Below are 25081 nucleotides of genomic sequence, written 5' to 3' on the forward strand. Positions count from 1 at the left end.
GCTCCGACTCCGCTTCAAGTCTCGAATTCCGCGCGGATGCGATCGGTATCGGCTCCGAGCCCCGGAACGGTCGGCGGCGTCTCGAACGCAGCGGACCGCACCGAGGGTTTCGGGACCGTGACCCTCTTGCCGCCGGGCAGCGCGACCTCGATCCGGCGCAGCGCTTTGTGCAGCGGAAGATCGCGCACCTCGCTCACCCGTCCCCAGGCGTTCTGGGCCTGATCGAGCCGCCCGATCGCTTCGTTGGAATCGATCGCCGCGAAAATCGGCTCGACTTCGGCATCGAGCGCTTCGCGGTTGGCGACGCGCTGGGCGTTGGTCGCGAAGCGTTCGTCATTGGCGAGATCCGGCCGCCGCAGGACCGCCGAGCAAAAGCGCTTCCATTCGCTGTTTTGCTGGACGGAGACGACCACGGCCGCGCCATCGCAGCAGGCATAGGGCCGGTAGGGATAAATCGAGGCGTGCGCCAAGCCGTAACGGCCCGTCTCGCGGCCGGTATGCTCGTAGTACAGCAGCGGCACCGCCATCCAGTCGGCCATGCCGTCAAACATGGCTATTTCGATCGCCCGGCCTCGGCCGGTCCTGCCGCGCGCCAGCAACGCCTCGAGGATCGCCGCATGCGCGTTCATTCCTGTTGCGATGTCGGCAGCCGACACGCCGATCTTGCAAGGCGTATCGGCGGTGCCGGTCACTGCGCAGATACCGCTTTCCGCCTGCACCAGCATGTCGTAGGCCCGCATTGATGCGTAGGGTGTGTCCTGCCCGTAGCCGACGATGTTGACGGCAATCAGCCGGGGAAATTTCTCGCCAATCACGGTGGCGGAAAGGCCTAACCTGTCGATCGCGCCCGGTGCAAGGTTCTGCACGAGGACATCCGCCTGGGCGACCATCCGATGCAGCAGAGCGAGGTCTTTCTCGGCCTTGAGGTCGAGCGCCACGCTCTGCTTGCCGCGGTTCAGCCAGACAAAATAGGCCGACATGCCTTCGACGGTGGAATCGTAGTGGCGCGCGGTCTCACCTTCGGGGCGTTCGATCTTCACGACGCGAGCACCTGCATCGGCGAGGCGGACCGTGCACAAGGGAGCAGCGACCGCCTGCTCGATCGAAACGACGAACAGGCCCTCCAGCGGGCGGGCGGCGTCAGACATTGCGCTGCACCCCAGAACGGGCGAGCACGCCTGGCTTCAGCCTCTCGTTCTTGCCGTAATCTTCAGCTGGGTGGAAGAACAGGCGCGGCGTGTCGTCGATGTCCTCGAGCCTTTTGCGATAGGTCTCCAGATAGGCCTTGCGGCCGTCGTCGCCGACGCGGCCGGGCATGTAGGCGACGAAGGGCGGCAACACATCGAAGCCCGCATAGCGCAGCAGGCCGTTATGGATCGGCCACAACACCGTGAGGATGTCGCCGTCGATGCCGTCGGGCGCATAGGTGTCGGCCGAGGTGCCCGTGGTGGCGGCCACCATGGCGAGCTTTCCCTTGAACATGCCGGTGTCGTATTTGCGGCCCGGCAGATAGGCAAAGCCGCGCGCGAAGACCCGGTCGGCCCAACCCTTGAGCATCGCCGGCATTCCGAACCACCAGACGGGAAACTGCAAGATCACGAAGTCCGCCCGTTTCAGCTTCTCGATCTCGGCATTGATGTTGGCCGCCAGCCGACCCGTCTCATAGGCGGCGGTCTGCTCTCGCTGCAGGCTGAAGAAATCCGGATCGTTGCGCTCGCCAGTCATGTCGCCTTGCCCGGCGACCGGATTGAAGCCGATCGCATAAAGGTCGCTGACCACCACGCTGTGGCCGACCCGCGTCAGGGTCTCGAAGGCGAGGTCCTTCATGGCGCCGTTGAAGGACTTCGGTTCCGGATGCGCGTAGACGATGAGGACGTTCACAACGACCACTCCTAATAAGAACGCGGCAGGCCGAGCACGTGCTCGGCCAGGAACGACAGGATGAGGTTGGTGGAAATCGGCGCGACCTGGTAGAGGCGCGTCTCGCGGAACTTGCGCTCGACGTCATATTCCTCGGCGAAGCCGAAGCCGCCATGCGTCTGGATGCAGGCGTTGGCGGCCTCGTTCGAGGCATCAGCCGCCAGCATCTTGGCCATGTTCGCCTCGGCGCCGGGGTTCTTGCCGGCTTCGTAAAGGGCGAGCGCCTCGCGCACCATCAGCTCGGCCGCGCGCATGTTGGCGTAGGCCCTGGCGATCGGAAACTGGATTCCCTGGTTCTGGCCGATCGCCCGACCGAACACATGGCGCTCCCTGGCGTAAGCGCTTGCCTTGTCGATGAACCATTTGGCATCGCCGACGCATTCGGAAGCGATCAGGATCCGCTCGGCATTCATGCCGGAGAGGATGTAGCGGAAGCCTTTTCCCTCCTCGCCGATCAGGTTTTCGGCGGGCACGCGCAAATCATCGAAGAATATCTCCGTGGTGGCATGGTTCATCATGGTGCGAATAGGCCGGATGGTGAGGCCGTTGCCGATGGCCTCGCGCATCTCGACGATGATGACGGAAAGGCCGTCGGTCTTCTTCATGCCGTCCGCCAGCGGCGTGGTGCGCGCCAGAAGCAGCATCAGGTCCGAATGCTCGGCGCGGCTGGTCCAGATCTTCTGGCCTTTGACCACGAAATGGTCGCTGTCGAGCCGGGCGGTGGTCTTCAGCGCGCCGGTGTCGGTGCCGCTGGTCGGCTCGGTGACGCCGAAAGCCTGCAGGCGCAACTCGCCGGTGGCGATCTTCGGCAGATAGCGCTGCTTCTGCGCTGCCGAGCCGTGGCGAAGCAACGTGCCCATCGTGTACATCTGCGCATGGCAGGCGCCGCCGTTGCAGCCGGCGCGCTGGATCTCCTCCAGCACCGCGGCAGCGGCCGAAAGCGGCAGGCCGGAGCCGCCATACTCCTCGGGGATAAGGATCGAGAGCCAGCCGGCTTCCGTCAGGGCTTCGACGAATTCGCGAGGGTAGGCCATATCCCTATCGAGGGCGCGCCAATACTCGCCGGGAAAACGGGCGCAGAGTTTGGCGACGGCTTCGCGAATATCCTGATAGTGTTCCATGGATTGCCGGGCCTTTCGTCTCGCTCCGGCGGCCAGTATCACGCCGGCACATCTCGACAGCAACGCAAGGCAGGTGTGATCAGCTATGCCGAAATTGAAACCCTTACGGCGCCGAACCGAGAAGCTGGCCGACCCATACGGCCCGCTCGACAAGATCGCGGGCGGTATCCTCGATCGCCTGGCCGGCAAAGCGCGCCAGCCGCGAGGCCGGCCGGTCGGCCGGATAGGCAAGGATGAGGCGACGCACGGGCACGGGATCGATCAGCGGCGCGGCGGTGAGCAGGCCGGCGGCGACATCGGCATGGATGGGCGCGAGCGGCAGGATCGTCCAGCCATGGCCATTGCGCACGAGGTCCTTCAGCACCGAATAGGTATCCGCCTCGATGCCGACATCGAGCGTGATGCCGGTCTCCGCGGCGCAGCGTTCGACGATGATGCGCAGCCCGTGCTTGACGCTGGGCAGCAACAGCCTTTTGCCGGCGAGCGAGGCGAACGGCACGGCGCGCACGGTCGAGAAGCCGGCATCGGGGGGGCCGATCAGGAACAGGTTCTCCAGGAGCAGCGGGCGGGTGCGAAGCGATCTCGCCATGCGCGGATCGTAGAGCACCGCGACGTCTATTTCGCCCCGATGCAGCCAGTCGAGCAAATAGCCGGTATAGGCGCTGACAAGCCTGAGCTTCGCCTTGGGATGGGCCTTGCCGAAAGCCGCCGCCAGCGGCAGCGAGATGATGTCGGCCACCGTGGGCGGCAAGCCGATGGCGATCTCGCCCGTCAGCGGCGCATCGGCGGGCGTGGCGGTCGCGCGGATCTCGTCGATCTCGGCCAGCACCCGCACGGCGTGGGCCAGCACTTGCTTGCCCTGTTCGGACAGCACCATGCCGCGCCCATGACGCAGGAACAGGGCAAAGCCCAGTTCCTCCTCCAGCATGCGCACCTGGCGGCTCAGCGCCGGCTGCGCGATATGCAGCCGGTCTGCGGCCTTGCTGAGGCTGCCGAGCTCGGCGACGTGGATCAGGGTGCGCAGCTGTGACAGCTCCATAAGCTATCGAATATCATTATATCTGATCACAAGAAAGGGACGAAGATTGTATCGGATGGTTGACGTAGTCTTATGCCAAATCCAATCCTCGGGGGTCCAAGGTGACGGCGAGCAGCCTACATGCGAAACACCCGGAAGCGGCTGCCTCTGCGGCTCTTCCGGCGGCATCTGAAACGCAGTGGCCGGATCAGGTCTATGACGTGCTGAAGGCCGCCGGCATCAGCCAGATGTCCTATGTGCCGGACGCTGGCCATACCACGTTGATCCGCCGCTTCGGCGCCGATCCCGAAGTCGTCACCAATGTGCTGACAACCGAGGAGGAGGGCATAGCCATTGCTGCCGGCTCCTGGCTCGGCGGCAAGCGCAGCGTCGTGCTGATGYAATCCTCCGGCGTCGGCAATTGCATCAACATGCTGTCGCTACCGGTGCAGGCGCGCCTTCCCTTACTCGTCCTGGTGACGATGCGCGGCGAGTGGGCCGAGTTCAATCCATGGCAGGTGCCGATGGGACAGGCGACCGAAGCTTCACTGAAAGCGATCGGCCTCAGCGTGCTGCGGGCAGAGACCGGCCCCGACCTGGTGGACACCGTGGCGCAGGCGGCCGCGATGGCCTTCGACGCCGACCAGCAGATCGCCGTGCTCATCGGGCAGCGCCTGCTTGGCAAGAAGAAGTGGTGAACGACATGGCATTGCCGACGATGGATCGCCGCGCGGCGGTGAAGAAGCTGCTCGACACGCGCGATGACGCCCTGGTGGTGACCGGGCTCGGATCGCCGAGCTATGACGTGCATGCCGCCGGCGACAGGGACGACAATTACTATCTTTGGGGCGCAATGGGCGGCGCGGCATTGGTCGGCCTCGGGCTTGCACAGGCGCAGCCGCAGAGGCGGGTGATGGTCATCACCGGCGACGGCGAGCAACTCATGGCCTTCGGATCGCTGGCGACGATCTCGGTGGCGCGGCCGAAAAATCTCGACCTGATCATTCTGGACAACCAGCATTTCGGCGAGACCGGCATGCAGTCCAGCCATACCGGCCGCGGCATCCGCTTCGACAAGGTCGCCGCCGCCTGCGGTTTCGCGGCGGTCGCCGAACTGCGCTCGTTGGAGGAGGTCGACGCGCTGTGCGAAAAGCTGCGCCGTCCTGCGGAAGGGCCTCGCTTGTTCGTGCTGAAGATCACGGCAGAGAACCTGCCGCGCTCTCTGCCGCCGCGCGATGCCGTAGCGGTCAAGAACCGCTTTCGCGCCCATCTGGGCTTTGCCACCTGTTGAGGGCCGACATGCCGCTGGTCAGCTTCCAGAACACGGTCGGTGGTCGGCTGCAATCGAGCGCCGACACGTTCGAGAGCTATGACCCCTTCACCGGCAAGCCGTGGGCGTTGATTCCGCGCGGCGGCAAGGCCGAAGTGGACGCGGCCGTGGCGTCCGCCAAGGCGGCTTTCCGCTCGAAGGACTGGGCAGGCATCACGCCGACCGCGCGCGGCAAGCTCCTGGTGCGGCTCGCCGAACTGATTGCCGAGAATGCCGAGCGCATCGCCGCGATCGAGACGCGCGACAACGGCAAGCTGATCACCGAGATGACGGCGCAGCTGCGTTACATCCCCGAATGGTACCGCTATTTCGGCGGCCTCGCCGACAAGATCGAAGGAGCGGTGCTGCCGATCGACAAGGCCGGCATGTTCGCCTTCACCCGCCACGAGCCGCTCGGCGTCATCGCCGCGATCGTGCCCTGGAACTCGCCGCTGCTGCTGCTCACCTGGAAGCTTGCGCCGCTGCTGGCGGCCGGCAACACCGTCGTCATCAAGCCGTCGGAACACGCCTCGGCCTCGACGCTGGAATTCGTCAAGCTGTTCGCGCAAGCGGGCTTTCCGCCGGGCGTCGTCAACACCGTCACCGGCATGCCGCAGGATGTCGGCGTGCCGCTCGTCTCCCATCCCGACGTCGCCAAAATCGCCTTCACGGGCGGCGAGCCGGGCGGGCTTGCCGTCTACCGCGCGGCCGCCGAGGGGTTGAAGACGGTCACGCTCGAGCTCGGCGGCAAGTCGGCCAACATCGTCTTCGACGACGCCAATCTGGAAAGCGCCGTCAACGGCGCGATCTCCGGCATTTTCGCGGCCAGCGGCCAGACCTGCATCGCCGGCTCGCGGCTGCTCGTCCAGCGCAAGATACATGACCGGTTCGTGGCCGAGGTGATCAAGCTTGCCGCCAGCGCCCGAATGGGCAACCCGGCGCTGCCGGAAACGCAGGTCGGACCCATCACCACGCAGTCCCAGCGTGAGAAGGTGCTCTCCTACCTCGGAATCGCCAAGCGCGAGGGCGCCTTGTGCGTGCTGGGCGGCGGCAAGCCTGCGTCGGACAAGCTGGCGGAGGGGTGGTTCGTCGAGCCCACCATCTTTACCGGCGTGAACAACGCGATGCGCATCGCGCGTGAAGAAGTGTTCGGGCCGATCCTGTCGGTCATTCCTTTCGATGACGAGGAAGAGGCCTTCGCCATTGCCAATGACAGCCCCTACGGGCTGGCGGCGGGACTGTGGACGAGCGACATGGGCAGGGCGCTGCGCGGCGCGGCGGCGATGGAGGCGGGCATGGTCTGGATCAATTCATACCGCGCGGTCTCCTATATGGCGCCCTTCGGCGGCTACAAGAGAAGCGGTATCGGCCGCGAGAGCGGGCAGGAGGCGATCGGCGCCTATCTGCAGACCAAGACGGTGTGGATAGATATGGCAGGCAAGACCGCCAATCCCTTCGTGATCCGCTAAGATAGACAAGGGTCCGAAGGCAATGGCCCGTTCAGAATGACGAGGGAACCGCATATGAGACAAGCAGGCAAGGTAGCGATCGTCACCGGAGCGGCACGCGGCATCGGGCGCGCATGCGCCGAGCGCTTCCTGGCTGAAGGCGCGAAGGTCGTGCTCGGCGATATCGACGCTCAAGAGCTCGAGAAATGCGCTGCCGAAATCGGCTCCCCGGCGAGCGTCGCAGCGGTGGTCACGGATGTCAGCAGGAAGGAGCAGGTCGACGCGCTGGTCGCGGCGGCGGTCACGAGGTTCGGCCGTGTCGACGTCATGGTCAACAATGCCGGCATCGCTCCGGTCCAGGACTTTCTCGACATCAGCGAGGCCGATTACGACCGGGTCCTCGCCGTCAATTTGAAGGGTGCGTTCATGGGCACGCAGGCGGCCGCACGCCAGATGATCGCGCAAGGGCAGGGCGGCGTGATCATAAACATGTCCTCGATCAATTCCGGGCTCGCCAATCCCCGGGTCGCGACCTATGCGATCTCGAAGGGCGGGATGAATCAGGTGACCGGCACCGCCGCCGTCGCCTTCGCGCCCTATGGCATCCGCGTGGTCGGTGTCGGTCCGGGCACGATCGCCACGGAGATGGTGATGGATGGTACCTTCATCGATTCCGAGGAAATGCGCCGCGCGATCCTTTCGCGTACGCCGCTCGGGCGGCTGGGCACCGCGGCGGAGATCGCCTCGGTCGTGGCGTTTCTCGCCAGCGACGATGCGTCCTACATCACCGGCGAGACCATCTACCCGGATGGCGGGCGCCGCGTGCTCAACTACACCGTCCCGGTCAAGGAGTAGGGAATTGGGAAACGAGGTAATGGGTAATTTCGACAAGCTGCATCACATCTGCATCGTCGTGCATGATATCGATAAGGCGCAGGCCTATTACGACTCCATCGGTATCGGCCCGTGGGAAGCCTACCCGCCGCTGGCCGAATATGAGGAGCTGCAGGTCCCGAGCCCTAAAGGCTTCATGGCGATGCAATATCGGATCTGCAATTTGCCGAACGTTCAGTTGCAGCTCTGCCAACCGAGCCACGATCCTACGCCGCAGCGCATCCACCTGGACACGAAAGGCGAGGGTGTCTTCCACATCGGCTTTGAAGTCCGCGACGCGGATGCAGCCGAAGCGGAGGCCGAGCGCGACGGCCTCTCCGTGCTGATGCGCGGGCGCCGGGAAAATCGCACCGGCTTCACCTATTACGACACGGCCGACAAGGCGGGCGTGATCCTTTTGACCCGGGCGACGAATTTACCGGGCAAATGATCTCACTGAGGACGTGAAATGGCGCGACACGCTGATGCGGCCGCTCAATCTTTTGCTTCGGCGCAATTCTGGACGGAAAACCGCTGGAATTGCGTCAGTCGCCGCGCAATTCCTGAAGCCTGTCGACCAGGAATTTGCCGCTGGTGATGATGTGCATTTCCAGCAGGCTGACGGCGCGCAGCGTATCCTTCGCCTCGCACAGCTCGATAAGCTGCCAGTGGTCTCGATCGGACTTCACCTGAATTTCGGTGAGCGAGACCATCATGCGGGTGTAGCGTTCCAATTGCTGGTAGATGCGTCCCACCAGCTCGATCGTCGCCTTGCGGCCGGACGGGGCGTAGAGGGCGGCATGGAAGTTCCAGTTCAGCTGGTTGGAGTATTCGCCGGTCGCGCCTTGTTCCTGATGCTGCCTGGCTCGTTCCTTGGCAAGTGCGAGGTCGTCGTCGGTCATCCTCGGGATGGCAAGGGCAAGCAGCCAGGTCTCGATCCGGGCGCGCAATTCATAAAGCTCGAGGATTTCGTCGAGCGAGATCGAGGAAACCACGGCGCCCTTGTGGGAGACGAGCGTGACGAAGCCTTCCGAATGAAGCTGATGCAGCGCCTCGCGCACGGGTATCCGGCTGACGCCGAACTCGGTCGCCAGATGCTCCTGCCGCAGCTGGGCATTCGCCTCGTATTCACCGATCAGGATCTTCTGCCTGATGGCGTCGGCGACCTGGGCCGATATGGTTTTCTTCTGTACGAGCATGGATCAGCCTAGGGCGACGGCGCCTTTATTTAGCGTACGGCGCCATTTTGATTGAAGAAACGGACGCATAGCACCGCTCACAGGTTGTTGTCACTCCGACGCCAATGCCTTGCTTCCGCTTCAGTAGACATGTTCCTCGATCGGCTGGTTGTTGGCGATACGCTCGTAGCGGAAGGCCGAGAGATCGATGGAACGGTATTCGCCATAGGCAATGAGGTCGCTCACGCCGGAACCGGTCGCCGCGGCGTGYATCATGCCGTGACCGCTGAACCCGGTGGCCAGCACGAAGTTCGAGATTTCCGGATGGGGCCCGATGATGCCGCTGTGGTCGAAGGTGTTGTACTCGTAGAGGCCTGCCCAGGCACGCAGCATGCGCAATTGTTCGAAGCCGGGCACGCGGTGCGCCAGGGCAGGCCAGATCAGCTCGTCGAACAGGTCGTAGTCCACATCGAGGCCAAAATCGTCCGGATCGTTCTCGCGCACCGGTGGAATGCCGCAGAGGAAGAGTTGCCCCTCCGGCCGCAGCCAGAAGCCGCTTGTATCGAAGACGAAAGGACAATTGTCGATCCGCGCCGGGCTTTCGAAGACGAAGACGCATCGCTTGCTGGGCACGACTGGGAGATGCGTGCCGGCCATCCGCGCAATGCCCGCGCTCCACGGACCGGCCGCGTTGATCACCATGCCGGCGGAAATACGTTCGCCATTGTCCAGTACCACTTCGCCGACCCTCTTTCGGTTAGCCATGGTCAGTCCGGTCACGGTCGCGGCACGATAGTCGACCTTCTGGGCGCGCGCCTTGCGGCGGAAAGCCTGCATCAGGCCAGGTCCGTCGAACCAGCCTTCGCAGCCGCGGCCGAATGAGCCGAGCGCCAGGTCCTGCGTGTTGAGCCAAGGGAAGCGTCGCGCCAGATCGGCCTGCTCGACCAGCTCGATATCGACACCCATGTCGCGCTGAACGCGGTTCTTGGCGCGCTGCGCCTCGGCCCGCTCCGGCGTCGCCAGCACAAGATAGCCAGGTTCGTGCAGTCCGATGTCCGCGGGCTCAGCCCCGACCGCAAGCCGGGTGCCTACCTCGCGCAGAAAGTCGAGGCTGAATTTCGACATGGCGATGTTCGGCGGGGTGCCGAACTGCTGGCGTATGGCGCTGGTCGACAGCGAAGAGGAAGAGGCGGTGTAGTAGGGGTCCCGCTCGATAACGGCGATGCTACCATCGAAATCCGGATTGGCGGAGAGGAAATAGGCAATCGAGCTGCCGACGACGCCTCCGCCGACGATCACCACATCGTAGTTTGCGCTCATTCCGGTCGCGTTCCCCTTGTCTCAAATGTCTTGGTTGCGGCAAAGATTGGATACTTTTGCCCGCTGCCAAGCCCTTCAAGGACACTCATAACCTAGGCTAATGACGAGAAAAAGGGGTTTGACGCGAAAATCAGAATACATTATCCAATTTTACGCATCCGCGCCGGCCGGGCCGCGCAGCCGTCCCAGGAGTGTTCAGTGGGTTTCATCGCGCCCCGTCTCGACGTCATCAAGCCAAGTCCGAGCATGGCGGTCACGGCCCGCGCGATCGAGATGCGCGCGGCCGGCATCGACGTCATCAGCCTGAGCGCCGGCGAGCCGGATTTCCCGACGCCGGCGCATGTCGTCGAGGCGGCCTATGCGGCGATGCGCCGGGGAGAGACCCGCTATACGGCGGTGGACGGCACGGTGGCGCTGAAGAAAGCGGTGGCCGACAAGTTCAGGCGCGAGAACGGCCTCGACTACAGGCTGCCGGAAATCACTGTCGCCGGCGGTGCAAAGCAGATCATCTACAACGCCCTGCTGGCAACGCTGGCGCCGGGCGACGAGGTGATCGTTCCCGCGCCCTATTGGGTTTCCTACACCGACATCGTGCTTCTGGGGGAAGGCAAGCCCGTGGTTGTTCCCTGCGGCGAGGAGCTTGGCTTCAAGCTCACGCCGTCTGCCTTACGGGCCGCCATCACCGGGCGCACGAAATGGCTGCTCATGAACACCCCGTCCAACCCGACGGGCGCAGTCTATGGCCGTGACGAACTTGCCGCCTTGGCGGCAGTGCTGCTCGACCATCCGCATGTCCATGTGCTGACCGATGACATCTACGAGCACATCCTGTTCGATGGGCGCGCCTTCCACACGATCGCCAGTGTCGAGCCGCGGTTGAAGGAGCGTACGCTGACGGTCAACGGCGTCTCGAAAGCCTATGCCATGACAGGCTGGCGGATCGGCTATGCCGGCGGGCCGGAACCGCTGATCCGCGCCATGGCGACGGTGCAGAGCCAGAGCACGTCGAACGCGTCGTCCATCTCGCAGGCCGCGACCATAGCCGCGCTGGACGGCCCGCAGGATTTCTTGGCGCCGCGCGCGCTCGAGTTCCAGGTCCGGCGCGATCGCGCATTGGAGCTGCTGCGGGCAATCCCCGGCCTTTCCTGCCGGACGCCTGAAGGAGCCTTTTACCTCTATCCCGACTGCTCGGCCCTGATCGGCCGCCGGCGTCCGGACGGTTCCGTTGTCGGCAGCGACGACGATCTTTCGCTCTACCTGCTCGATCACGCGCGGGTGGCGGTGGTGCAGGGCTCGGCCTACGGCCTGTCGCCGCATTTCCGCATCTCCATAGCCACGTCGATGGACCTGATCGAGAAGGCGATCGGCCGCATCGCCGAGGCGGCCGAAGCGCTGCGGTAGAGCCGCGATGGACCTGAACCTCGTCCGCGAACTTATCGACCTTGTCTCGCGCTCACCGATTGGCGAGCTGCAGATCGAGCGCGACGGGATTCGCATCCGCATTGCCAGGCAGGTGTTGTCGCCCGCATTCCAGACCCAATCGCCTACGCAGCCCGTTTCGGCTTCCGACGCGTCCGCCGCTTCGGGTTCAAGCCCCACCGTCGCGACCATTCCGCGGCATTCGATCCGCGCGCCGCTGACGGGTGTGTTCTATCGCTCCGCCGGCGAGGGCGAGCCACCGCTCGTCTCGGTAGGCGATCTGGTCGAGGAGGGGCAGAAGATCGGCGTCCTCGAAGCCATGAAGACATTCAACGTCGTGGAGGCCGATCGCGCCGGCAGGATTGTCGAGGTCGCGTTCGAGGACCATGCCGCGGTGCAGTCCGGCGACGTGCTGTTCGTCCTGGACGAGGCGGATTGAGCGCCATGTTCGATACCGTCCTTATCGCCAATCGCGGTGAGATCGCGCTGCGCATTCTGCGCGCCTGCCGCGATCTCGGCCTTCAGACGGTGGCGGCCTATTCGGAAGCCGACGCGAGCCTTCGCCATGTCGGGCTGGCGGACAAGGCGATCTGCATCGGGCCGGCGGCCTCGGCCGACAGCTATCTCAACGTCGCCGAGATCATCACCGCGGCGCAGCTCACCGGCGCAGGCGCGATCCATCCCGGCTACGGCTTCCTGTCGGAGAACGCCGCCTTCGCCGAGGCGGTGGAGGATGCCGGCCTTGTCTTCATCGGGCCGTCCGCGGCGGCGATCCGCACCATGGGCGACAAGGTTGCGGCCAAGCGGGCAATGATGGCTGCCGGCGTGCCCTGCGTTCCGGGTTCGGAAGGCGCGCTGCCGCAGGACGAGCAAGCGGTGCGGGCCATCGCCCAAGCCGTCGGTTATCCGGTCATCGTCAAGGCGGCCGGCGGCGGCGGCGGGCGCGGCATGCGCATCGTGCGCGAGGAACGCGCGTTGATGGAAGCCGTGGCATTGGCACGAGAGGAGGCCGGACGAGCCTTCGGCAACCCGCAAGTCTATCTGGAAAAATTCCTCGAGCATCCGCGCCATGTCGAGATCCAGATCCTGGCCGACCGGCATGGCGCGGCTGTCTGGCTCGGTGAGCGGGACTGCTCCATGCAGCGTCGCCACCAGAAGATCATCGAGGAAGCGCCGGCGCCCGGCATCGCTCGCGCGGCGATCGCCGGGATCGGCGATCTTTGCGCCCGCGCCTGTGTCGAGATCGGCTACACGGGGGCGGGTACGTTCGAGTTCCTCTATGAGGACGGGCGTTTTTATTTCATCGAGATGAATACCCGCGTGCAGGTGGAGCATCCGGTCACCGAGCTCATCACCGGCATCGACATCGTTCGCGAGCAGATCCGGATCGCCCAGGGCAAGCCTCTGTCCTTCAAGCAGGAAGACATACGCATCGAGGGCCACGCCGTCGAATGCCGCATCAACGCCGAGGACCCCTACAGCTTTCGGCCGCATCCGGGACGGGTCGAGCGCTGGACGCCGCCAGGCGGCCCGGGGATCCGCGTCGAGTCGCATCTCTACTCCGGCTACACCGTGCCGCCGCACTACGATTCCCTGGTCGCCAAGCTGCTCGCGCACGGCGCCACCCGGGCCGATGCGATCCGCAGGATGAAGGGCGCGCTGGCCGAGATGGAGGCGGTCGGCATCGCCACCAACGCGCCGCTGCACGGCGTGTTGATGGAGGAGCCAGGTTTCGCGGCCGGAGGTTTCGACATCCACCACCTGGAACGCCTGATTGAAGGCGGCCTGCTCGACGGACGAGCACAGCGATGACGGCCGAGGAGATCGAGAGGCTTGCCGCATGGTGCGCGGCCGCGGGTGTCGGCGAGATCGAGCTGGCGGAGGCCGGCTTTTCGCTTTGCCTGCGTATCCAGCCGGTCGGTCCTGCGCCGCGCGCGGCGGCGAGCGAAGCACCGCGGGCCGAGGTTCTGAAGACGGTTCGCGCGCCCGGCGTCGGCGTGTTCCGTCTCGTTCATCCGACGACCGGCCATCCGGTCGTCGAACGCGGGCAGCGGGTCCGGAAGGGCGAGACTGTCGGCGTCCTGCAGATCGGCTCATGCCTCAAGGGCGTGGTTGCGCCGGCAGACGGCGAGCTGGGGGTTGCCTTGGCCGAGGATGGCGCGGTCGTCGGCTACGGCACACCGCTCTACGAGTTGCTGTGACATGAATTCTGGGGAAGTCGCCATGACGGGCAGCGGGCTTGAAGTCGATATCAATTCGGACATGGGCGAAGGCTTCGGCGCCTACAGGCTGGGCGACGACGCGGCGATCCTCGATATCGTGAGCTCGGCCAATGTCGCCTGCGGTTTCCACGCCGGCGACCCGGAGATCATGGCGGCGACCTTTTCCATGGCGCGGGCCAAGGGCGTCGCCGTCGGCGCGCATCCAAGCTTCGCCGATCTGTGGGGGTTCGGACGCCGCACCATTCCGCATTCGGCGGACGAGATCGAAAGGCTGGTCGCATACCAGATCGGCGCAGCGCAGGCGCTTTCCGCCTATGCCGGACACCCGATCCGCTACGTGAAGGCGCATGGCGCGCTGGGCAACCTCACCCAGACCGATCGCGGCGTCGCCGAAGCCGTCACACGCGCCGTCAAGGCCGTCGACCCCAGCCTGATCTGCCTGGCGATTGCGCTCGGCTTCCAGGACAGGATCGCACGCGAGGCAGGCCTGACCGTCAAGTCGGAGATTTTCGCCGATCGCGCCTATACGCAAGAGGGGTTCCTGGTCTCGCGCAAGCTGGAGGGCGCTGTCATCCACGACGCCGCAGCGGCGGCGGAGCGGGTCGTGCGCATGGTCAGGCAGGGCGCGATCGAGACGATTTCCGGACAATTGCTGAAGACGCCGATCGACTCGATCTGCGTTCACAGCGACACGCCGGCGGCGGTCGCCATCGCCGCCCGCGTGCGCGCCGGGCTGGAACAGAGCGGTGTAAGGGTCAAGGCGTTCGCCTGAGGGCCGGCCGCTCACGGCTCACAGCGCCCGCGCCGGGCGTTCAGACGGCGTCGAGTCCCTGTTCGAGGAAGCGGTCGAGCTGTTCCATCTCCTGGGGCGTGAGGCTGATGCCGTCCCGTCTCGACTTCTCGCGGGCGAGGAACCGCCTCTGCGAAGGCAGGCGCGCGCCCTGGCCGAGGATCGCCTCGAACAACGCTTCTGCCCGGGAGAAAGGACTTCCAGGGCGACCGGCGGCGAAAGCTTCCGGCGACAGGGCGATGACCAGCTCGCCATGCTTCGGATAGAGCGTCGTGGTGCCGAGCAGATCGAGGGCCTCGCGGCTCGTCAGGTCGCCGAGCATGGCGCCGGCGAGCAGCTCGATCATGGTGCCGATGGCCGAGCCCTTGTGCCCGCCGAAGGAGAGCATGGCGCCGCCGAGCGCTGCTGCGGGGTCGGTCGTCGGCCTGCCGTCCGAATCGATCGCCCAGCCTTCCGGCAATTGTTTGCCGGCACGACGATGCAGCTCGATTTCGCCGCGTGCCGCGACTGAAGTGGCAAAGTCGAAGACATAGGGCGGATGCTCCTGGCGCGGCCAGCCGAAGGCGAAGGGATTGGTGCCAAGCAAGGGTCTTGAACCACCCGTCGGTGCGACGGTCGCGTAGCTTGGACACATGGCTAGGCCAGCCATACCGGCGTCGGCCAGCGCCTCGACCTCGACCCAGAGGGCTGAAAAATGAACCGCGTTGTTGATCGCCAATGCCGCGATGCCGGTCGCGCGCGCCCGCTCGACCAGCACGGGCAGGCCGAGCTCGAAGGCTGGATTGGCGAAGCCGCCTTTGGCGTCCACCTTCACGATTGCCGGCGCGCCCGGCGGCAGCAATTCGGGCACCGCCTTCGGCTCGGCCTTTCCGGCCTTGACCGTGCGCAGCGCGCCTTCGATGCGATAGATGCCGTGCGATTTGCAGGCGTCGCGTTCCCCGGCGACGATGGCGCGCGTGATCGCGCCGGCCTGGGCCGGGTTGAGCCCGGCCTTGCTGAAGATCGCCTCGACGCGCTCATGCAGGGCTTCGATGGTGAGGGCGGTTGTGCTGCTCATTCTGGCCTTCGCGATTTGCCCGCAGAGCATGCGCCTGCGGGTCAGGAAAATTGCAGCTCGCTCGCGAAGGTTCTCAGATCTTGCGCGAGCAGGCCGGGTTGCTCGAAGGCTGCAAAATGCCCGCCGCATGGCATGGTTGTCCACCGGCGCACGTTGCGAAAAACCCGTTCGACCCAGCTTCTTGGCGGCATCGGCAATTCCTTCGGAAACAGCGCTACCGCGAGCGGAACCTCGATCCGCGCGCCAGGCGGAAATGTCAACGGCCGCGCGCGGGTCTCCCAATAGAGACGCATGGACGAGGCGACGGTTCGCGTGAACCAGTAGAGCGAGATGTTGGCGAGGACTTCGTCGCGGGAGAATGCGGCGTTGTCCAGATCGCCGTCGCAGTCGCTCCAGTCGCGGAACTTTTCGATCATCCATGCCGCCAGCCCGACGGGCGAATCGGTGAGCCCGTAGGCAAGGGTCTGGGGGCGTGTTCCCTGAATGTGGCTGTAGGCGCCGTGGAGGTCCGCCCACCGGGCTTTCTCTCCCAGGAAGGCGCGTTCTTCCGTGGTGAGATCGCCGCCGGGGCCTGGATCATGCGATGGCGAATAGGAGCCGGGAATGAAATTCAGATGCACGCCGGCGAGATTGCCGGGATAGGCATGCGCCAGGATGGTCGACACGCTGGCGCCGAGGTCACCGCCCTGCGCCAGGTAGCGCTCATAGCCCAGCCGGTCCATCAGTTCCGCCCAGAGGTCGGCGACGGCAAACAGGTTAAGGCCGGCCTTGGCCGGCCGTCCCGAAAAGCCGTATCCGGGGATCGAAGGGATCACGACGTTGAATGCATCCTCCTGTCCTCCGCCATTGGCAAGCGGATCGGACAGAAGCGGCAAAAGCCTGATGAATTCGCAAAAGCTGCCCGGCCAGCCATGGGTGAGAATGACCGTTCTGGCGGTTGGGACCGCGGCACGGACATGGATGAAATGAATGGTCTGGCCACCGATATCGGTCTGGTAGTGCGGAAGGGCGTTCCAGGCGGCTTCGTGTTCGCGCCAGTCGAAGCCTGTGCGCCAGCGCTCAACGAATCGCCGCAGTTCCTCCCGCTCCGTCCCTTGAGCCCAGCCGATTTCCTGCAATTGGTCCGGCTCTCGCCAGCCTGAAATGCGCCGCTTGAGGTCGTCGATTTCAGGCTGTGCGATCTGGATCGTGAAGGGTCGGATATCCGTTGACATGTTCGCTCGCCGATATGGGTTGAGCCAGTCGATATCGTTGCGGTTCTTGTCGTCGTTCCGGCCGTCATGCTGGTCGGAGGCGACCGGCGCTGATGTTCCGCGCGGCGACAAATGCGTCAAGCTGCTGCCTGGCAGTACGCAGTGCTTGGGTCGCCGCTTCGATCGAGACCGGCAAAAAACGCAAGCGCGCGCCGACCGGCGCTTGCGCGAGCCGCCAGAGATCGGCCTCGATCACGGTTGCGATTTTCGGGTAGCCGCCGCAGGTGTTGGCGTCGGCAAGCTGGATGATCGGTTGGCCGGATGGCGGCACCTGGACGGTACCGGGGACGATGCCATGCGAGAGCAGCTCCCTTGGCGAGGCAAGCGAGAGCGTTTCTCCGGACAAACGATAGCCCATGCGATTGGCTTCGCTGGTGATCTCCCATTCACTTCCGGTGAAGGCCGCATGCGCCTGCGCCGTGAAGCTGTGGAACTCGGCAGCGGGAAGCACCCTCAGTTCGATTGCAGAGGCGATAGCGTTCCCGGTGATTTGCCGCTCTTCCAGCGCCACGCCAAGCCCTGCTGGAGGAAGCGGGCACATCGCGGTGTTGAGCCGAAGCCGGTCGCCGCGCGCAAGGCCGCGCCCGGCCAACCCGCCGAAACCAGCTTTCGCATCCGTCGCGCGCGATCCCATGACGGATGGCAGGTCGAGCCCGCCGGCGAAGGCGATGTAGGAACGCGCGCCTGCGCGCGGCGCTTCCACAAGAAGCGTCTCGCCCGCGCGGATGGCGGTTGCCCACCAGGGCGGACACCGCCGATCATCGATACGGATCGGGCAGTCGGCTCCCGTAATGGCTAGCGCTGTGTCGACATGTGCCTTGAGCCGGAAGGGATGGAGCGCGATCTCGAGCCCCGCGGCCGATCGGTCATTGCCCAGCATGAGATTGGCGATCGCCAGCGCCTGGCTGTCCATCGCGCCGCCATGGCTGATCCCGAGCGACAGATGGCCCGGACGGCCGAGGTCCTGGACAGTGTTCGGAAGACCGGTGGTCAGGATCTCGATCATTGCTCTACGCCCGCAATCTCGAATTGGATCTTGTCTCCCGGCCTCAGCAGCACAGGCGATTGCGCCTCGATATCGAAGAGCCTCACGTCGGTGTGGCCAATGATGTGCCATCCCGACGGGGCGGTCATCGGCATGATGCCCGCCTGCGCACCGCCGATGATGACGGCGCCTTCGGCCACTTTCAGGCGGGGGTTCTTGCGCCGTGGCCAGGTGAGCCGCGGGTCGAGACCGGACAGGTAAGGAAAGCCCGGCATGGCCCCGATAGCGGCGACCGAATAGGTCGCGGCCGCGTGACGATTGACTGTCTCTTCCAGCGACAGCCCGCAATGCGCGGCCCAGCCAGCGAGGTCTTCGCCGCTTGAGCCGCCGTAATGCACGGGAATCCGGTGCAGGGTGCCGGTGGCTGTTTTCGGATCGGTGCCGGCCCAAAGCGATTGCAGTTGCTCGCCGACACGCGATGYATCCGTAACGAGCGGGTCGAAGAGCACCAGCAGGTTGTTCATGCCGGGGACCGTCTCACGCACGCCGTCGAGGCCTCGTGCGGCTGCTGCAACAGCCCAGACCAACTCTTGAACGGCGTCGTCGAAGCTTGCCTGCGCGCCATCGAGAAGCAGCGCGCCTGATCCCGCAAGGCTGATGCGCGGCGCCGGCCCAATGGTCATGAGCGGTCAGTCCTTCACCGGCACCGTGTAGTTCAGGATCAGGCGGCCGCCATCTGGATAAATGGTCTGACCGACGATGTAGGAGGCATCGTCGCTGGCGAGGAAGGAAGCGACGCTGGCGATCTCCGATGGCTCGCCGCAGCGCCCGCTCGGCGTTCGCGACAGGATGGTGTGCCGCTGCGCCTCGCTGGCCATCACCGAGCTCTTGACCATGTCGGTCAGGATTGTGCCCGGTCCGATGGCGTTGACGCGGATGTTGTGCGGGATGAGTCCGACCGCCATCACCGCCGTCAATTGCTTGATGCCGCCTTTGGACACCGCGTAGGCGACGGAATTGGGAATGGCGAGGATCGCATTGATCGACGACATGTTGATGATCGAGCCGCCGCGCCCCTGAGCGATCATGGCTCGCGCCGCGGCCTGGCCGAGAAGGAACGGCGCCTTCAGATTGATGCGCTGAACCCAATCGAAAGCCTCTTCGGGGAAGTCGACGAAATCATCGAGGTGGATCACGCCGGCATTGTTGATCAAGACATCGACGCCGCCGAAGGCATCGGCGGCCGCGGCGATGATGCTGGCGGCCATGTCCGCCGTGCATGCGGAAAGGTCCGCTTCGAGCCAGACGGCGCGCTCGCCGAGACGTTGCGCATGCTCGCGGCCGCGGTCGGCCTTCACGTCCACGAGCACGACATTGGCGCCGTCGGCATGAAAGCGCTCGGCGCAGGCGAGGCCCAGGCCCTGCGCTGCCCCGGTGATGATGACGACTTTGCCTGCATGCTTCACGGTCGATTCCTTTTTGCGAGTCCAATGAGGATATGTTATCCAATCTATCGCCAAGCGCGAACTTATGGCAAGCCCGGTATGGCCGGTCGAAAAACGGCTCCCGCGCGTGAAATTGCAGGAGAATTGGCTTTTTCGAACGATCCCCAGCAAGTCGGTTGACTTTGGTGTTCAAATGATGATTGGATAATATATTCAGAAAATTGAACTGCTGGAGGATGAAATGGCAGGCGGGCAACGGGAAGGTGAACTGGTCGACGCGTTCCGCGTCTTTGCCACGCCGTTGATCAGCGACAATCTCGCCCGCGTGCCCGGCGCTGTCGGGCTGCGACCGTTCCACAAGATCGACGGCATCATGGTCGGACGGGCGCTGACAGTGAGGACGCGCCCGGGCGATAACCAGTTCATCCACCGCGCGCTCGACCTGGTAAAGCCGGGCGATGTCATTGTCGTCGATGGCGGCGGTTACGAAGGGCGGGCGCTCGTCGGCGAGATCATGACAAGCCTCGCTGCCTCACGCGGCGCGGCCGGCATCGTCATCGACGGAGCCATCCGCGATGCTGGCGCCATCGGCCGCAATCCATTTCCCTGCTTCGCGCGATCGGCCATCCATCTCGGTCCCTACAAGGACGGTCCCGGGGCCATCAATGTTGCGATCTCGGTGGGCGGAATGGTCGTCGGTCCCGGCGATATCGTCATGGGCGACGAGGATGGCGTCGTTGCGTTTCCGCTCGAAGGGGCGGTGGCCCTGCTGGCAGCCGTCAAGGCGCAGGAAGCGCGCGAAGCCGACATCATGCAGAGCATCAAGGAGAACCGTTACCAGGGCGCCTATGCCCAGGCTTCGGCCAGCAGCCATTGAATCGCGGAGCTTGACGCCGGGGCCTCGATCGCAGGCCGGCCAGCGATTGCAGACATTGCCGCTCCACCTCTGAAGGAGGAGCGCAGCCTCGCCGATCCGCCCAGGGCGGCTCGGCGACAATCAAGAGAATGCATTCCGGCCACGACCCGGATGCGCCAACAGGGGAAAATGGAGAGAATGATGGTTGTTTCCTTCAAGAGGCTTGCCTGCGCCACCGCCCTTGCCGGGCTGGCCATGACCACAGCCGCCGCCGCTGCCGAGATCAAGATCGGCATCGTCGCGCCGATGACCGGCCAGTTGGCCAGCGAAGGGCAGGACATGGAAAACGCGGTGAAGATGGCGATCGATGCCGCCAATGCCAAGGGTGGCGTCAATGGCGACAAGATCACCACGACCACTGCCGACGACGCCTGCGACCCGCAGCAGGCGGTCACCGTCGGCAGCAAGCTGGTATCGGAAGGCGTGACGGCAATCGTCGGCGGCTACTGCTCCGGCGCCGTGTTGCCCACGTTGAAGATCTATGGTGACGCCGGCGTTCCATTCGTCATCATCGGCGCGAATTCGACCAAGCTGGTCGCCGCCAATCAGGGGAACGCCTTCCTCGCCAACTCGACCGGCGACATGCAGGCGACGACAGCCGTCGATCTCTTCAAGAAGAATGGCTACAAGAAGATCGCCGTCATAGACGAGGGCGATGCCTATTCGTCCGACCTGGCGAAGCTCACCGCCGAAGCCTTCAAGAACGCGGGCGGCGAGATCGCCGCCAAGGAAACAACCACCGCCGGCGAGCAGGACTATTCAGCGGTCGTCACCAAGGTGAAATCAAGCGGCGCGGACGCCGTCTTCTGGACCGCCTATCATGCCGGCGGCGCGCTTCTCACCAAGCAGCTTCGGCAGGCAGGCTTCCAGGGTGGCATCGTTCTCGGCGACGGCAACAATTCGCCCGAATATCTGGAGATCGCAGGCTCGGCCGGCGAGGGCGTGTTCCTGCTGTCCCCGCCAACCGTCGATCTCCTCTCCGGCGCTGCCGATTTCAAGGCCAAGTACAAGGAGGCCTACGGCCGCGACGCCGGCGCCTACGCGGCGCTTTCCCATGATGTCGGCGACCTGATCGTCGACGCGATCGCACGGGCAAAGTCTGCCGATCAGAAGGCGATCATCGAGGCGCTGAAAGCAAGCGACTTCAAGGGTCTGGCCGGCGAAATCAAGTTCACCGACAAGAACACGCTGCAGACGTCGAACTTCCGCCCGGTGATCGCCAAGGGCGGCAAGTGGGTCGCCGACGAGTAACCGACAGAACACACTGATACCGGGGCGGCCTTTGCCGGCCCCGGCATCATTCCTGTTTTGCGGCTATGTGACTGGTGGGCTATCGATGCTGCGCCAAGGCACGACTTTTCAATACCTGCACCGGAGCATCAATGACGCTCGACCTTGTCATTCAGCAACTGGTGAACGGCCTCATCGTCGGCTCGTTCTACGCCCTGATCGCGCTCGGCTACAGCATGGTCTTCGGCGTCATCAAGCTCCTGAATTTCGCTCATGGCGATATCTATATGAGCGGCGCCTTCGTCGGTCTCATCGTGTTTTCCTTCGTCGGCGTGTGGGTTGGCAATGGCTGGCTTGGCGTCGTCTGCGCGTTGCTGGTTTCGATGCTCGCCGTAGGCCTGCTCGGCGTCGTCATCGAGCGCTTCGCCTACCGGCCGATGCGCAACGCGCCGCGCCTGTCGATCCTGATCACCGCGCTCGGCGCCTCGATGGTGCTGAACGGCAGCGCGCTGGCGCTGACCGGCGGGCGGCATTTCGCCTTCAACACCGACCTCGGCTTTGCCGGCCTGGACGTTTCGGCTGTGCATATCACCTACACGCAGATCGTGCTCGTCGCCGCCTCGATCCTGCTGATGGCCGGCATGCAGGCCTTCGTCTCGCGCACCATGTACGGCAAAGCGATGCGCGCCGTATCGATCGACATGGGGGCGAGCCGCCTGATGGGCATCGATGTCGACCGGGTGATCGCGCTGACCTTCTTCATGGGATCGGCGCTCGCCGCCGGCGGCGGCGTCATGGCGGGCGCCTATTATGGCAGCGTCCATTTCTTCATGGGCTTCATCATGGGGCTCAAGGCCTTCACTGCGGCCGTCATCGGCGGCATCGGCAGCGTGCCGGGCGCCATGCTCGGCGGCCTGCTGCTCGGCCTTCTCGAGGCTTACGGGTCATCCTTGCCCTTCGTCGGATCGGAATGGCGAGACGTCTTCGTGTTCGGCGCGCTGATCCTGTTCCTGGTCTTCAAGCCTACCGGCCTGCTCGGACGCTCGGTCGTGGAGCGGGTGTGATGAGCGACGGAGCGAGCACCCTGTCCGCCGCCGCGCAACCGCCACTGGTGCGGCGCTCGTTCTTGCTGTGGGCTCTCGCCGCGCTCGCTTGCGCGCTGGCGCTGCCCCACTTCGCCAATGCCTATGTGACGGAGGTGGCAACCACGGCGCTGCTTTATGTCGTGCTCTGCCTCGGCCTCAACATCGTCGTCGGTTACGCAGGCCTGCTCGACCTCGGCTATGCGGCCTTCTTCGCCGTCGGCGCCTACACGACCGGAATCCTGACCTCGGAGTTCGGCTTCAATTTCTGGCTCACCATTCCCGTCGCCATGGCGGCTGCCTGCCTGGCCGGCATTATCATCGGCGCGCCGACCTTGCGGCTGCGCAGCGACTATCTGGCGATCGTCACGCTGGGCTTCGGCGAGATCGTGCGCATCATTGCCCGCAACCTCGATATCACCGGCGGCGCCAGCGGCCTTGTCGGCATCGAGCGGCCGGAGATCCTGGGCTTCAGGCTGATGCAGGTGCAGCATTTCTATTACGCGTTCCTGGCGCTCGCGCTGCTTGCCGTCTTCGTGTGCCTGAGCGTCGAGCGGTCGCGCATGGGGCGTGCGTGGTTCTATGTCCGCTATGACGAGGACGCCGCCGCCGGTATCGGCATCAACCGCGTGTCGGCCAAGCTGCAGGCCTATATGATGGGGGCGGTGATCGCGTCGGTGGCCGGGTGCCTCTACGCCGCGAAGATGACCGCGATCTCGCCGGAAAGCTTCACCTTCAACCAGTCGCTTCTGATCCTTCTGGGTGTGGTGCTTGGCGGCATGGGCCGCATTCCCGGTGTCGTCCTGGGTGCCATCCTCGTGGCCCTGCTGCCGGAAGTGCTGCGCGCAGCGGGCACCTATCGTCCGCTGGTCACGGCCGTGGCGCTGCTGGCGATCATGCTCTTCAGACCGAACGGCCTGTGGCCGGACAAGCGGGGTTGACCACCATGGCCTTGCTGGAAGTCCGCGATCTGCGCCTCAGCTTCGGAGGGCTGAAGGTCCTGCAGGATATTTCGTTCTCGGTGGAGAAGGGCGCCATCAACAGCCTCATCGGGCCGAATGGCGCGGGCAAGACGTCGCTCTTCAACTGCCTGACCGGCTTCTACAAGCCGAAGGGCGGCTCGATCCGGTTGGGCGGCCGGCCGATCACCGGCTTGCCGCCGCACCGCATCACGGCGCTTGGCCTTGCCCGAACCTTCCAGAACATTCGGCTGTTCAAGGAAATGTCGGTACTGGAAAACGCCATGTCCGGGCAGCATTGCCGCAGCCRCCACGGCATCGTTTCGGCAATCCTGCACCTGCCGTCGCAACGGCGGGAGGAGGACAGGATCCGCGCGGCGGGCATGCGCTGGCTCGACTTCGTCGGCATCGCCGAGCATGCGCATCGTCTCGCCGGCGGCCTTTCCTACGGCGACCAGCGACGGCTCGAACTCGCAAGGGCTCTGGCGTCGACGCCAGAGATCATCCTGCTCGATGAACCTGCCGCCGGGCTGAACGAGCGCGAGAAGCTCGACCTCGTGCATCTGATCCGCCGCATTCGCGACGAGACTGGCGTCACCGTGCTTTTGATCGAGCACGATATGGGCCTGGTCATGCAGGTGTCGGAAAAGATCGTCGTCTTCGACTATGGCCAGAAGATCGCCGATGGCACGCCGGAGGCCGTGCGCGCCGATCCCAAAGTCATCGAAGCCTATCTCGGCACGGAGGATTGATGGACACCGATATTGTCCTTGCGGCCGACCGGATCGTCGCGCGCTACGGCAGCATCGAGGCGCTTCATGGCGTCAGCCTCGCGATAAGGCGCGGCCAGATCGTAGCGCTGCTCGGCGCGAACGGCGCCGGCAAAAGCACGACATTGCGAACGCTGTCCGGTCTCATCGCTGCGTCCTCGGGAAGTGTCCGGTTCCTGGGTGAGGACATAACCAGGGTCCCGGCCCACCGCTTGCCCCACCGCGGTCTTGTTCACGTTCCCGAGGGACGGCGCATCTTCGGCGACATGACGATCCGCGAGAATCTCGACCTGGGTTCGTTCACGCTGACCGACGATGCGGAGCGGCGACGGCGGCTGGACCATGTGTTCGAACTCTTCCCGATCCTGGCGAAGAGGCACAATGGCGATGCAAGGAACCTGTCCGGCGGAGAGCAGCAGATGCTGGCGATCGGCAGAGCGCTCATGGCGGCGCCGAAGGTGCTGTTGCTCGACGAGCCTTCGATGGGGCTGGCGCCGCAACTGATCAAGGAAGTCATGAACATCGTGCAGCGCCTCAATCGCGAGGGCGTGACGATCCTTCTGGTCGAGCAGAACAGCAAAGTCGCGTTGAAGTTCGCGGACTATGGCTACGTTCTAAAGGGCGGACGCATAGTGCTCGAGGGTCGGGGGACCGATCTCGCCAACGACGATGCCGTCGTCAGCGCCTATCTGGGCGGTGTCGCTGCCTGACAGGCTGACCGTCAATGTGCGGTTGTTCGAATGTGGAAACGAGGCTCGAACGCTTG

Annotated in this window: 27 protein-coding genes; 16 read left to right on the forward strand and 11 right to left on the reverse strand. The window is 64.7% G+C overall.

Annotation, left to right across the window (positions count from 1 at the left end; all coding sequences use genetic code 11):
* Nucleotides 1–14: 14 nt before the first annotated feature.
* From LCM4577_RS15930 to LCM4577_RS15945, 4 genes are all read right to left on the reverse strand, one after another.
* On the reverse strand, nucleotides 15–1148 hold the full coding sequence (locus LCM4577_RS15930; RefSeq protein WP_071030455.1) for a CaiB/BaiF CoA-transferase family protein: 1134 nt from the start codon (nucleotides 1146–1148) through the stop codon (nucleotides 15–17).
* Nucleotides 1141–1881 (reverse strand): NAD(P)H-dependent oxidoreductase, encoded by a 741-nt coding sequence (locus LCM4577_RS15935; RefSeq protein ID WP_071030572.1) that lies wholly within the window; start codon nucleotides 1879–1881, stop codon nucleotides 1141–1143. Before LCM4577_RS15935 ends, LCM4577_RS15930 begins: the two co-directional genes overlap by 8 nt.
* A gap of 11 nt (nucleotides 1882–1892) precedes the next feature.
* Entirely contained in the window at nucleotides 1893–3041 is a 1149-nt protein-coding gene (locus LCM4577_RS15940) for an acyl-CoA dehydrogenase family protein (protein ID WP_071072139.1), read from the reverse strand.
* Between the two features lie 103 nt (nucleotides 3042–3144).
* Nucleotides 3145–4080: a LysR substrate-binding domain-containing protein gene (locus tag LCM4577_RS15945; RefSeq protein ID WP_071072141.1), complete on the reverse strand. Its 936-nt coding sequence runs from the start codon at nucleotides 4078–4080 to the stop codon at nucleotides 3145–3147.
* A gap of 101 nt (nucleotides 4081–4181) precedes the next feature.
* On the opposite strand from LCM4577_RS15945, the gene LCM4577_RS15950 reads away from it, so the two are divergent.
* From LCM4577_RS15950 to LCM4577_RS15970, 5 genes are read left to right on the forward strand one after another with little or no spacing between them, the layout of a single operon-like run.
* Nucleotides 4182–4757: a thiamine pyrophosphate-binding protein gene (locus LCM4577_RS15950; RefSeq protein WP_071072143.1), complete on the forward strand. Its 576-nt coding sequence runs from the start codon at nucleotides 4182–4184 to the stop codon at nucleotides 4755–4757.
* Nucleotides 4758–4762: 5 nt separating this feature from the next.
* Nucleotides 4763–5350 carry a thiamine pyrophosphate-dependent enzyme gene (locus LCM4577_RS15955; protein ID WP_071072519.1) on the forward strand — a complete coding sequence of 196 codons (588 nt, stop codon included), beginning with the start codon at nucleotides 4763–4765 and terminating at the stop codon, nucleotides 5348–5350.
* A gap of 8 nt (nucleotides 5351–5358) precedes the next feature.
* Entirely contained in the window at nucleotides 5359–6837 is a 1479-nt protein-coding gene (locus tag LCM4577_RS15960) for an aldehyde dehydrogenase (RefSeq protein WP_071072145.1), read from the forward strand.
* A 54-nt stretch (nucleotides 6838–6891) separates the two neighbouring features.
* The gene (locus tag LCM4577_RS15965; RefSeq protein WP_071072147.1) at nucleotides 6892–7671 is read left to right on the forward strand and encodes an SDR family NAD(P)-dependent oxidoreductase; all 780 of its coding nucleotides are present in this window, start codon (nucleotides 6892–6894) and stop codon (nucleotides 7669–7671) included.
* Between the two features lie 19 nt (nucleotides 7672–7690).
* A complete protein-coding gene (locus LCM4577_RS15970; protein WP_041005922.1) occupies nucleotides 7691–8140 on the forward strand; it encodes a VOC family protein in 450 nt (149 codons plus the stop codon).
* Between the two features lie 94 nt (nucleotides 8141–8234).
* On the opposite strand, the gene LCM4577_RS15975 is transcribed toward LCM4577_RS15970, so the two are convergent.
* Nucleotides 8235–8888: a GntR family transcriptional regulator gene (locus LCM4577_RS15975; protein WP_040983741.1), complete on the reverse strand. Its 654-nt coding sequence runs from the start codon at nucleotides 8886–8888 to the stop codon at nucleotides 8235–8237.
* Between the two features lie 120 nt (nucleotides 8889–9008).
* The gene (locus LCM4577_RS15980) at nucleotides 9009–10187 is read right to left on the reverse strand and encodes an FAD-binding oxidoreductase (RefSeq protein ID WP_071072149.1); all 1179 of its coding nucleotides are present in this window, start codon (nucleotides 10185–10187) and stop codon (nucleotides 9009–9011) included.
* A gap of 246 nt (nucleotides 10188–10433) precedes the next feature.
* Here LCM4577_RS15980 and LCM4577_RS15985 point away from each other — a divergent pair, with 246 nt between their 5' ends.
* The 5 genes from LCM4577_RS15985 to LCM4577_RS16005 are packed head-to-tail and all read left to right on the forward strand — an operon-like array spanning nucleotide 10434 to nucleotide 14600.
* Nucleotides 10434–11588, forward strand: a complete 1155-nt coding sequence (locus LCM4577_RS15985) for a pyridoxal phosphate-dependent aminotransferase (protein WP_071072521.1) — start codon at nucleotides 10434–10436, stop codon at nucleotides 11586–11588.
* 7 nt (nucleotides 11589–11595) lie between these two features.
* Nucleotides 11596–12045 (forward strand): biotin/lipoyl-containing protein, encoded by a 450-nt coding sequence (locus LCM4577_RS15990; RefSeq protein WP_071072151.1) that lies wholly within the window; start codon nucleotides 11596–11598, stop codon nucleotides 12043–12045.
* Between the two features lie 5 nt (nucleotides 12046–12050).
* Entirely contained in the window at nucleotides 12051–13418 is a 1368-nt protein-coding gene (accC, locus tag LCM4577_RS15995; RefSeq protein WP_071072153.1) for an acetyl-CoA carboxylase biotin carboxylase subunit, read from the forward strand.
* Nucleotides 13415–13807 carry a biotin attachment protein gene (locus tag LCM4577_RS16000; protein WP_071030436.1) on the forward strand — a complete coding sequence of 131 codons (393 nt, stop codon included), beginning with the start codon at nucleotides 13415–13417 and terminating at the stop codon, nucleotides 13805–13807. Before accC ends, LCM4577_RS16000 begins: the two co-directional genes overlap by 4 nt.
* Nucleotides 13808–13829: 22 nt before the next feature.
* Entirely contained in the window at nucleotides 13830–14600 is a 771-nt protein-coding gene (locus tag LCM4577_RS16005) for a LamB/YcsF family protein (RefSeq protein ID WP_040983753.1), read from the forward strand.
* A 40-nt stretch (nucleotides 14601–14640) separates the two neighbouring features.
* Here LCM4577_RS16005 and LCM4577_RS16010 read toward each other — a convergent pair whose 3' ends face one another.
* The 5 genes from LCM4577_RS16010 to LCM4577_RS16030 form a co-directional block, all read right to left on the reverse strand.
* Complete coding sequence (locus LCM4577_RS16010) at nucleotides 14641–15675, reverse strand: Ldh family oxidoreductase (protein WP_071030569.1); 1035 nt, start codon at nucleotides 15673–15675, stop codon at nucleotides 14641–14643.
* A 41-nt stretch (nucleotides 15676–15716) separates the two neighbouring features.
* On the reverse strand, nucleotides 15717–16889 hold the full coding sequence (locus LCM4577_RS16015; protein ID WP_071072523.1) for an epoxide hydrolase family protein: 1173 nt from the start codon (nucleotides 16887–16889) through the stop codon (nucleotides 15717–15719).
* A 64-nt stretch (nucleotides 16890–16953) separates the two neighbouring features.
* Complete coding sequence (locus LCM4577_RS16020; RefSeq protein ID WP_071072156.1) at nucleotides 16954–17934, reverse strand: biotin-dependent carboxyltransferase family protein; 981 nt, start codon at nucleotides 17932–17934, stop codon at nucleotides 16954–16956.
* Nucleotides 17931–18596: a 5-oxoprolinase subunit PxpB gene (pxpB, locus tag LCM4577_RS16025; protein ID WP_071072157.1), complete on the reverse strand. Its 666-nt coding sequence runs from the start codon at nucleotides 18594–18596 to the stop codon at nucleotides 17931–17933. Before pxpB ends, LCM4577_RS16020 begins: the two co-directional genes overlap by 4 nt.
* 6 nt (nucleotides 18597–18602) lie before the next feature.
* Nucleotides 18603–19379 (reverse strand): SDR family NAD(P)-dependent oxidoreductase, encoded by a 777-nt coding sequence (locus LCM4577_RS16030; protein ID WP_040983760.1) that lies wholly within the window; start codon nucleotides 19377–19379, stop codon nucleotides 18603–18605.
* Nucleotides 19380–19599: 220 nt separating this feature from the next.
* Here LCM4577_RS16030 and LCM4577_RS16035 point away from each other — a divergent pair, with 220 nt between their 5' ends.
* The 6 genes from LCM4577_RS16035 to LCM4577_RS16060 all read left to right on the forward strand — a co-directional run bounded on the left by LCM4577_RS16035 (nucleotide 19600) and on the right by LCM4577_RS16060 (nucleotide 25025).
* Nucleotides 19600–20235, forward strand: coding sequence for an RraA family protein (locus LCM4577_RS16035; RefSeq protein ID WP_041006231.1), 636 nt, complete (start codon nucleotides 19600–19602; stop codon nucleotides 20233–20235).
* Nucleotides 20236–20415: 180 nt separating this feature from the next.
* On the forward strand, nucleotides 20416–21525 hold the full coding sequence (locus LCM4577_RS16040) for a branched-chain amino acid ABC transporter substrate-binding protein (protein WP_083354751.1): 1110 nt from the start codon (nucleotides 20416–20418) through the stop codon (nucleotides 21523–21525).
* A 131-nt stretch (nucleotides 21526–21656) separates the two neighbouring features.
* A complete protein-coding gene (locus LCM4577_RS16045) occupies nucleotides 21657–22568 on the forward strand; it encodes a branched-chain amino acid ABC transporter permease (protein ID WP_040983766.1) in 912 nt (303 codons plus the stop codon).
* On the forward strand, nucleotides 22568–23527 hold the full coding sequence (locus tag LCM4577_RS16050) for a branched-chain amino acid ABC transporter permease (RefSeq protein ID WP_116390074.1): 960 nt from the start codon (nucleotides 22568–22570) through the stop codon (nucleotides 23525–23527). The genes LCM4577_RS16045 and LCM4577_RS16050 overlap by 1 nt, the downstream gene beginning before the upstream one ends.
* A 5-nt stretch (nucleotides 23528–23532) precedes the next feature.
* Nucleotides 23533–24297 (forward strand): ABC transporter ATP-binding protein, encoded by a 765-nt coding sequence (locus LCM4577_RS16055; protein ID WP_071072525.1) that lies wholly within the window; start codon nucleotides 23533–23535, stop codon nucleotides 24295–24297.
* Entirely contained in the window at nucleotides 24297–25025 is a 729-nt protein-coding gene (locus LCM4577_RS16060) for an ABC transporter ATP-binding protein (protein ID WP_041005944.1), read from the forward strand. Before LCM4577_RS16055 ends, LCM4577_RS16060 begins: the two co-directional genes overlap by 1 nt.
* Nucleotides 25026–25081: the final 56 nt, after the last annotated feature.

It is taken from the genome of Mesorhizobium sp. LCM 4577, assembly GCF_001854795.2.
Taxonomy (GTDB): Bacteria; Pseudomonadota; Alphaproteobacteria; order Rhizobiales; family Rhizobiaceae; genus Mesorhizobium; species Mesorhizobium plurifarium.